Source organism: Streptococcus sp. HMSC072G04, from assembly GCF_001813295.1.
GTDB lineage: Bacteria > Bacillota > Bacilli > Lactobacillales > Streptococcaceae > Streptococcus.
The window spans coordinates 1-461 of the sequence record NZ_KV812028.1 but is presented as its reverse complement, the minus strand read 5'-3'; the positions used below and the strand labels follow the sequence as shown (position 1 = coordinate 461).

The window sequence follows — 461 nt, the reverse complement described above, 5'->3', positions numbered from 1 at the left end:
CCGAAATGGCCAGATCCAGTTAAGGATGTAGTCAACAAAGACGATGTAACACGTACTGTGAAATACGTCTACGAAGATGGTTCTAAAGCGAAAGACGATGTGACAGAAACCCTTCACTTCAAACGCTTTGCATACGTTAACTTGGTAACAGGCCACATCGACTATCGTGAATGGACTACAAGTGATGATACCTTCGATGCAGTGACTTCACCAGTCATCAAGGGCTATACTGCTAATAAATTGGTAGTGCCAGAAGTCAAAGGTGTCAAAGCTGGAGCAGCAGACGTTGAAGAAGTTGTAACATACGTGAAAGATGCTCAAAAAGCGATTATCAAGTATGTCAACGAAAAAGGTACAGCTGAATTAGGTCGTGATCAAGTCGTAGGTAAATCAGGTGAAGCAATTGATTATAGCACAGCTGATAAGATTGCAGCATACAAACGTAAAGGTTATGAACTCGT

The 461-nt window shown here is 41.6% G+C and carries 1 pseudogene; it reads left to right on the top strand.

From position 1 onward, the window contains the following. Window positions 1-461: pseudogene (locus tag HMPREF2904_RS06655) on the top strand (hypothetical protein); the annotation flags it as partial.